The sequence below is a fragment of the Methylobacterium nonmethylotrophicum genome (assembly GCF_004745635.1).
Taxonomy (GTDB): Bacteria; Pseudomonadota; Alphaproteobacteria; order Rhizobiales; family Beijerinckiaceae; genus Methylobacterium; species Methylobacterium nonmethylotrophicum.
In genome coordinates this window covers 84,380-92,516 of sequence record NZ_SRLB01000024.1, presented here as the reverse complement: position 1 = coordinate 92,516, position 8,137 = coordinate 84,380, and the positions used below count along the sequence as shown (strand labels likewise).

Sequence of the window (8,137 nt, the reverse complement as noted above, 5' to 3'; positions counted from 1 at the left end):
ACACCCTGGCGCGGGGTGGAGCAGCCCGGTAGCTCGTCAGGCTCATAACCTGAAGGTCACAGGTTCAAATCCTGTCCCCGCAACCAACCACAGCGAACAAGCCCGCCCGGTCACCCTGGCGGGCTTGTTCGCGTTCACGACCGATCGGTCTCAGACCGGGTGCCACCAGCGCCCGCGCAGGACCACGCCCTCCGAGGTGATCCGCGTCGACCCGGTCATGTGCTCGCCCAGCACATCGACGTCGTCGACGATGGCCCTGCACGCCGGTGAGGGCGCCGACCGCCAGCTGGATCAGCATGCTGAACTCGTCGATCAGCCCTGCTTCAGGGAGGCGCCGTTGATGCCGGCGCCTCCCTCGAGCAGCAATCTCGGCGCCGAGCGCCGCGTCTCGTCGATCGAGGCGACCACGTGGCAGATGATCCCGGGACGCCTGACCGGGTCGTCCTCGTTGGCATGCGCCGGGCTCACGCGGCGTCCGGCAGCTGCGCCAGCAGCTTGTCGAGCGTGAGGGGATAGTCGCGCACGCGGATGCCGGTGGCGTTGTAGACCGCGTTCGCCACCGCGGCGCCGACGCCGCACAGGCCGAGCTCACCGACGCCCTTGGCCTTCATCGGCGAGGAGGCCGGGTCGACCTCGTCGAGGAAGATCACCTCCTGGTGCGGGATGTCGGCGTGGACCGGCACCTCGTAGCCGGCGAGATCGTGGTTGACGAAGAAGCCGCGCCGCTTGTCGACGGACAGCTTCTCCATCAGCGCCGCGCCGACCCCCATGGTCATGCCGCCGATCACCTGGCTGCGGGCAGATTTCGGGTTGAGGATGCGCCCGGCGGCGCAGACCGCCAGCATGCGGCGCACCCTGGTCTCGCCGGTGTCGGCATCGACCCCGACCTCGACGAAGTGGCCGGCGAAGGTCGATTGCTGCTGCGACTTCGACAGGTTGCCGTACTCGATCGCGTCCTCGGCGACGAGCTCGCCCGCCTTGGCGGCGTCGGCGAGCGGCACGGCGCGGTTGCCGGCCCGGACCTCGCCGTCGGTGAAGACGGCGTCGGCCGAGTTGATGCCGAGGCGCTGCGCCACCGCCTCGCGCAGGCGCATGCAGGCGGCGTAGACGCCCGCGGTCGCGTTGTTGGCACCCCACTGCCCGCCGGACCCGGCTGACGCCGGGTGGTCGGAATCGCCCAACCGCACCACGACCCGGTCGAGGGAGACGCCCATCATCTCCGCGGCCGTCTGGGCGATGATGGTGTAGCTGCCGGTGCCGATATCGGTCATGTCGGTCTCGACCGTCACCGTGCCGTGCGGGTCGAGCCGCACCCGGGCGGCGGACTTCATCACCAGGTTGTTGCGGAACCCCGCCGCCATCCCGAGGCCGACGAGCCACTGCCCGTCGCGCACCCGGCCCGGTGTCGGGGTGCGCCTGGCCCAGCCGAACCGCTCGGCCCCGAGCCGCAGGCAGCCGACGAGGTCGCGGTGCGAGAACGGGCGGCCAGGCTCGTTCGGGTCGACCTGGGTGTCGTTGCGGATGCGGAACTCGACCGGGTCGAGGCCGAGTTTTTCCGCCATCTCGTCCATGGCGACCTCGAGCGCCAGCATGCCGGGCGCCTCGCCGGGCGCCCGCATGGCGTTGCCCTCCGGCAGGTCGAGGGTGGCGAGCCGCAAGGACGTCAGGCGGTTCTCGCCGGCATAGAGGAGCTTCGTCTGGTCGACCGCCGTCTCCGGCACCCCGCCCGGCAGGTTGCCCGACACGCTCTCATGCGCGATCGCCGTGATCACTCCGTCCTTCGTCGCGCCGATGCGCACGCGCTGGATCGTGGCGGGGCGGTGGGTGGTGTTGTTGGGGATCAGCGGCCGGGTGAGCGCCAGCTTCACCGGCCGCCCGGCCGCCTTGGCGGCGAGCGCCGCCAGCACCGCGTCGGCCCGCACGAACAGCTTGCCGCCGAAGCCGCCGCCCACATAGGGCGAATCGACCCGCACGTTCCGCTTCGGGATGCGTAAGATCTTGGCGATGCTGCCCTTGGCCCAGGCGATCATCTGGTTCGAGGTCCACAGCGTGAGCTTGTCGTCGTCCCAGGACGCCACCGTGGCGTGCGGCTCCATCATCGCATGGGTCTCGTCGGAGGTGGTGTAGGTGGCGTCGAGCTGGACCGGCGCCCGCGCGAAGGCGCCCTCGAAGTCGCCGACCCGCTCGGCGCCGTCCCCCCCGCTGCCCTCGCCACTATCGGCCTTGGCGGGCGGCGCCGAGTCGGCCAGGGCCGCGAGGTCGAAGCGGCCGGCCTCCGGGGCGTAATCGACCCGGATCAGGAAGGCGGCCGCGCGGGCCTGCTCGAAGGTCTCGGCCACCACCACGGCGACCGCCTGGTGGTAGTGCTGGATGCGGTCGCCGCCGAACAGGTTGGCGTAGTTCATCGTGCCGAGGCCGAGCGTCGGCACGTCCAGGGTGGTGACGACCGCGATCACGCCGGCCGCCGCCTTGGCGGCGGCGCTGTCGATCGCCCGGACCCGGCCCTTGGCGATGGCGGCGCCGAGCACGTAGCCGTAGGCCTGGGGGCCCGCCACGTCGTGGCGCTCGTAGGCGTAAGGCGCGGTGCCGGTGGTCTTGAACTTGCCGTCGATGCGGTCGGTCGGTCGGCCCACGACCTTGAGCTGGTCGATCGGGTTCCGGCCTGCGGGTGTGTCGAACTTCATCGGATCAGGCCCTCGCCTGCTTGAGCGCCGCGCCAAGGGTCCGCTCGGCCAGCGCCAGCTTGAACGCATTGTCGGGAGTGGGATGGGCGCCGGCGAGCGCGGCCTCGGCCGTCGCCTTCGCGCCGCGGGGCAGCTCGCCCTCCGCCGCCTCGACCCGCCAGGGCTTGTGCGCGAGGCCCCCGAAGGCGACGCGGCCGGTCCCGTCCGGCTGGACCACGGCGGCCACCGAGACGAGCGCGAAGGCATAGGAGGCGCGGTCGCGCACCTTGCGGTAGACCTGCGCGCCGCCGAGCGGCTTGGGCAGCGTCACCGCGGTGATGAGTTCGTCGGGCTCGAGCGTCGTGTCGCGCTCCGGTTCGTCGCCGGGCAGGCGGTGGAGCTCGGAGATCGGGATCGTCCGCGCCGCGCCCGCCGCGTCGATCGTCTCCACGGTGGCGTCGAGGACGCGCATGGCCACCGCCATGTCGGAGGGGTGGGTGGCGATGCAGGCCTCGCTGCCGCCGATCACCGCGAGCTGGCGGCTGACCCCGTCGAGGGCCGCGCAGCCGGAGCCGGGCCGGCGTTTGTTGCAGGCCTGCGCCGTGTCGTAGAAGTACGGGCAGCGGGTGCGCTGCAGCAGGTTGCCGGCCGTGGTAGCCTGGTTGCGCAACTGCCCGGTGGCCCCGGCGAGCAGCGCCCGGGCGAGCACCCCGTAGTCGCGGCGCACTCGCTCATCTGCCGCGAGGTCGGTGTTGCGCACCAGCGCGCCGATGCGAAGCCCGCCTTCCGGCGTGTCCTCGATCCTGTCCAGCCCCAAGCCGTTGACATCGACGAGGTGGGCCGGGGTCTCGATCTGCAGCTTCATCAGGTCGAGGAGGTTGGTGCCGCCGGCGATGAACTTCGCGTGAGGGCGCCGCGCCACCGCGGCGGCGGCCTCGGCCGGGCTGCCGGGGCGCTCGTAGGTGAAGGATTTCATGCCTGGCTCCGGGACGACGGGTCGCCGGCGAACGCGGTCATCGCCTCGACGATGTTGGAATAGGCGCCGCAGCGGCAGATATTGCCGCTCATGCGCTCGCGGATCTCGGCCTCGCTGACATCCGGAGCCCGGGTGAGGTCTCCGGTGGCGTGGCTCGGGATGCCGGCCCGGATCTCCTCCAGCACCGCGACGCCGGAGCAGATCTGGCCGGGGGTGCAGTAGCCGCACTGGTAGCCGTCGTGCCGGATGAAGGCGGCCTGGAGAGGGTGGAGCGCGTCCGGGGTCCCGAGCCCCTCGATGGTGGTGATCTCCGCGCCCTGATGCATCACCGCGAGCGTCAGGCAGCCGTTGATGCGCCGGCCGTTGACGATCATCGTGCAGGCGCCGCACTGGCCGTGGTCGCAGCCCTTCTTCGAGCCGGTGAGGTGCAAGTGCTCGCGCAGCGCGTCGAGCAGGCTGGTGCGCAGGTCGAGGTCGAGCTCGCGCCGCTCGCCGTTCACCGTGAAGGCCATCCGGGCGGTGACGGGAGCGTCGCCGCCAGTGCCGGCGGGGCCGGCCTTCGCGATCTCGGGCAGGGCGGCGAGGGCCGCATTGGCGGAGGATCCGGCCATCAGGTCACTCTCGTTGAGGTCTATGCCCAGTGAATGCGGCCACAGGGTCCCGGGATCCCGCGCTGCGACGGGGCGCGACGCGATTCACCCGCCCGGCAGGCCGCGTGCGCGACGTCTCGATCGGTTTCTCAAGGTGCAGGCGGCGCCTTCCGGCCGTGCCGGGGAGGTCGGCACCGGACCGAAGTCAGGCAAGATCGTCCCGGAGGCACGGGGGGCGTCAGATCTCGTCCGCGCCCGTCCGCGACGCCACCCGGCTCCCTTATCGCAGATCGCAAGGCCCTGGATGATGCTGGAGTTGACCGCTACAGTTCCGTGCACCCGGCGATTAACCGGATCTTGAATGTCGGCCCCGACTCTAACAAAACATAACTTCAGGGGCAGGGCGGGGAGCGGCATGCGAATGGGAGACGGCCTTCTCGGGCGGATCGCGGCCGTCTCGAGCGGGCCCGTCGCGACGCGCCCGGGCCGACGGGTGCCGGCCGATCGGCACCGGATCTCCCTCGGCCGAAACGACCTGTAGAGCATGGCGCTCCCTCGCATCCTTCGCCGCGGCGGCGGGCTCGGTGCGCCGACCCGGGAACGGGCGCTCGCCGGCCGCCTGATGCGGATGATCTTCGGCTGCTACGTCGTGGTCGCGGTCGGCCTCACAGCGATGCAGATGCTGGTGGCCTACCGGGCCGCGAGCCAGCGCCTGCAGGACGACGTGGCGGCGCTCCAGCGCACCTTCAGCCCCGGCATCGAGGACGCGATGTGGCGCTACAACGCCGAGGTCTTGCGCGGCATCCTGGCGGGGATGCGGGAGATCCCGGCGGTCGTCGGGGTGGAGGTCCGCGACGAGGCGGGCCAGCGCATCCAGGCGATCGGCACCGTCACGGACGCGTCCGGCGGGCTCTGGCATGTCGGCCTCAACGACGACATGCAGCCGGCGTCCCGGAGCTTCGGCACGCCATTCAGCCGCACCTTCCCGGTCGTGCATACCGACGAGAACGGCCGCCGCTACCCGATCGGATCCTGGACCGTCCATTCGGACGACAGCATCGCGATCGAGCAGGTCAAGAACACGCTGTACGTGATCCTGATCAACTCGGCGATCAAGTCGGTGATGCTGTGGTTCATCTTCTACCTGGTGATCCGCACCATGGTGGGCCGGCCGCTGGCGCAGATCCGCGACTACCTGGCGCGGATCGACGCCGATACCCTCGGGGCGCCGCCCCTGGTGATCGAGGCGGGCGGCCGCAACGAGCTGCACGCACTGGCCGGCGCGCTCAACACCATGCGCGACCGGCTGCGGCGCTCCTTCGAGGAGAACGCCGCCCTGATGCGCGACCTGCGCGAGATGAACGCGACGCTGCAGGACCGCATCGCCGAGCGCACCCGCGACCTCGAGGCCCTGGCCCGCACCGACCTGCTCACCGGCCTGGCCAACCGGCGCAAGCTCGACGAGGCGCTCGCGGAGGCGACGGGGCAGGGCGGCACGCTCTCGCTGATTCTCGGCGACATCGACAACTTCAAGTCGGTCAACGATCGGTACGGCCACACGATCGGCGACCAGGTGCTGGTCGCCGTCGCGGCCCTCCTGCGCGACGCCGTGCGCCCCGCCGACATCCTCGGCCGCTGGGGCGGCGAGGAGTTCATGGTGCTCTGCCCCGGCACCGACCTCGTCGGAGCGACCTCCCTCGCCGAGCGCCTGCGCCAGCGGGTCGAGGCCACGGCCCTGCCGGAGGTCGACTCTCGGACCTGCTCGTTCGGCGTCGCCACCCTGGCCCCGGGCGAGAGCACCGACTGCCTGGTCGCCCGGGCCGACGCCGCGCTCTACCGCTGCAAGCGCAACGGACGTAACCGCGTCGAGGCGAGCTTCGGGCCGCGCTCGGAGGCGGTGACGCCGGAGCGGGGGGCGGCGTGAGGGCGCCGGCGTTCCGCGGTACTCGTCCTCGGTCCCTGACACCCTGCATCGTCATCCCGTGGCCGCGCAGCGGAGCCCGCAATCCAGAACCGCGGATGGCTTAGAATAGAGCTGAGCGCGGGCCGCACTTTCTGAGAGCCTGTTTGACTGCCGACAAGGATATCAGACAGAATTGATCCATCCCATCTACGACCTCATCCTGAGGTGCGACTGAAGGGAGCCTCGAAGGAGGGTTCCAGATATCACAGAGATTGCTGGAGGCCTCCTTCGAGGTCAGTCGATCTTCAATCGACTGACACCTCAGGATGAGGTTGAGGATGGGATAAATTTGCCAGGTGGGTCAAACAGGCTCTGAAACCCCTGAGTGTCTGGATTCCGGGCTCCGCCGCTGCGCGGCCCCGGAATGACCAGGAGGGTGTCGGTACTAATGAGCGAATCAAGCGGGCTCCAGCCGTTATGGATCCCGGGTTCTCGCCTGCGGTGAGCCCCGGGAAGAGGCCGTGAGTTCGGGAACGTATCGTCTACCGGTCTTTCATCGACACAGCGATAACTCTCACCGCTGCCCGTCCCATTTCGCGATCGCGTCCTTCGCCAGCCCGCCGACCCGGGCATGCGGGCGGCCGCCGGTGGTCATCGCGAGCGCGAACAGGATCTCGTCGGCGCGGGGACCGTCCGCGACCGCGACCGTGACGCCGTCGAAGTGGGAGCGGACATAGGCCGCATCCTTGTGGTGGATCGGCACGTCGAGGGAGGCGCCCATCGGCCCGACCTTGGTCATCGACGGCACGATGGCGAGCGCCTGGCCCAGGAGCTCGCGCATCGCGTAGCCGCCCGGCACGTGCCACAAAGCCCCGTGCTCCAGCTCGCCGGCGGCACCCACCAGCGAGCCCTTGCCGTAGGCCTCGATCCGGCCGGGATCGCCGCCCAGCGCGTCGAGGAGCTTGCGGGCGCATTCGACGCCGAGCGGCTTCAGCGCCTCCATCATCGGGGTGATCTCGGCCTCGTAGCGCCCCGCGAAGGGGTTCTTCAGCACGCAGGCGACAGAGCCCTTGAGGATGGGCGTGTCGAGCACGGGGCCGCCGTCGTGGCGGACCTCCTCGACGGTGACGACGATCTTGCGGACCTCGATCATGGGCGGATCTCCCTTGTCTCCTGCAACACGACGGTCAGGCCCTGGAGCATCAGGGCGGCGGACCGGATCAGGCCGGCGGCCCGCATCGCCGCCGCCCGCTGGCGCCCGGCCTCGAGAGCCGTGGCGATGTCGTCGGGCGCCAGCTCCGGGACCGCCACGGTGACGAGCCGGTCGCCGAGATCCGAATCGGGGTCGAGATCGGCGGCCGGAGCACGCCTGACGCCCGGATGCCCGGGCAGGTCGACCGCGTTGGCGATCAGCGTCGCGGCGGCGTCGGCCGCGGCGGCGTCGCGGGCGAGGACCGTCACCGAATCGGCGAGACCGAGGGAGAAGGAGCGGCCCTGCCGCCCGGAGGTGGCGATGCCGCCGATCCCGTCCCCGTAGGCCAGGATCACCTGGCCGTTCACCGCCGGCACCGGGCCCCGGGAGAAATCCGCCGCGACGCCGACCGCCAGGGTCTCGCCCTCGGTCAGGTGGAGCGCGATGTCGCCGCCGTCATTGACGAAGGCCTTGTCGAGGGGCGCGGCCTCGCGCATCGCCTCCAGGATCTCGTCGGCGACCGCACCCGCCACCGCGGCCATCGGGGTGATGAACGCGCGGTGCGGCCGGCACGCCGCCACCATCCGGCGGGCGATCCTCCCCTCGACGCGTGGCCCCTCGCTCATCGGCCGGCGCAGCTCCGGCAGCTCGCCGACGAGCTCGCCCAGCACCGTGGCGAAGCGGTCGATGGCCGCCCGATGCGCCTCCGCTATCGCGATCTCCGCCCCATAGGCGCGGAGCACCAGGTCGATCGGCCCGTGCTGCAGGTGCAGCCGGCCGTCCGCCAGGACCTGGACCGACGGGCCGTCCACG

7 protein-coding genes and 1 tRNA gene are annotated in these 8,137 nt (G+C 71.1%); 2 read left to right on the top strand and 6 right to left on the bottom strand.

The genetic code is table 11. The features are described from left to right. Positions 1-9: 9 nt before the first annotated feature. Positions 10-86, top strand: a tRNA-Met gene (locus EU555_RS26255). Between the two features lie 226 nt (positions 87-312). On the opposite strand, the gene EU555_RS36360 is transcribed toward EU555_RS26255, so the two are convergent. Genes EU555_RS36360 through paoA form a run of 4 tightly spaced genes read right to left on the bottom strand, consistent with a single transcriptional unit; the run spans position 313 to position 4,250 of the window. Then, entirely contained in the window at positions 313-468 is a 156-nt protein-coding gene (locus tag EU555_RS36360; protein WP_167858668.1) for a hypothetical protein, read from the bottom strand. Beyond that, on the bottom strand, positions 465-2,684 hold the full coding sequence (paoC, locus tag EU555_RS26250) for an aldehyde oxidoreductase molybdenum-binding subunit PaoC (protein WP_135418333.1): 2,220 nt from the start codon (positions 2,682-2,684) through the stop codon (positions 465-467). Before paoC ends, EU555_RS36360 begins: the two co-directional genes overlap by 4 nt. Before the next feature lie 4 nt (positions 2,685-2,688). Further along, positions 2,689-3,639, bottom strand: a complete 951-nt coding sequence (locus EU555_RS26245; RefSeq protein WP_135418332.1) for an FAD binding domain-containing protein — start codon at positions 3,637-3,639, stop codon at positions 2,689-2,691. After that, positions 3,636-4,250 (bottom strand): aldehyde dehydrogenase iron-sulfur subunit PaoA, encoded by a 615-nt coding sequence (gene paoA, locus EU555_RS26240; RefSeq protein ID WP_135418331.1) that lies wholly within the window; start codon positions 4,248-4,250, stop codon positions 3,636-3,638. The genes EU555_RS26245 and paoA overlap by 4 nt, the downstream gene beginning before the upstream one ends. 523 nt (positions 4,251-4,773) lie before the next feature. Between paoA and EU555_RS26235 the strand changes: the two genes are divergently transcribed. Continuing rightward, on the top strand, positions 4,774-6,153 hold the full coding sequence (locus tag EU555_RS26235) for a GGDEF domain-containing protein (protein ID WP_135418330.1): 1,380 nt from the start codon (positions 4,774-4,776) through the stop codon (positions 6,151-6,153). Between the two features lie 553 nt (positions 6,154-6,706). Here the strand turns inward: EU555_RS26235 and EU555_RS26230 are convergent. Further along, positions 6,707-7,285, bottom strand: a complete 579-nt coding sequence (locus tag EU555_RS26230; protein WP_135418329.1) for an amino acid synthesis family protein — start codon at positions 7,283-7,285, stop codon at positions 6,707-6,709. After that, positions 7,282-8,136 carry a UPF0280 family protein gene (locus EU555_RS26225; protein ID WP_135418328.1) on the bottom strand — a complete coding sequence of 285 codons (855 nt, stop codon included), beginning with the start codon at positions 8,134-8,136 and terminating at the stop codon, positions 7,282-7,284. Before EU555_RS26225 ends, EU555_RS26230 begins: the two co-directional genes overlap by 4 nt. Between the last annotated feature and the right edge of the window lies 1 nt (position 8,137).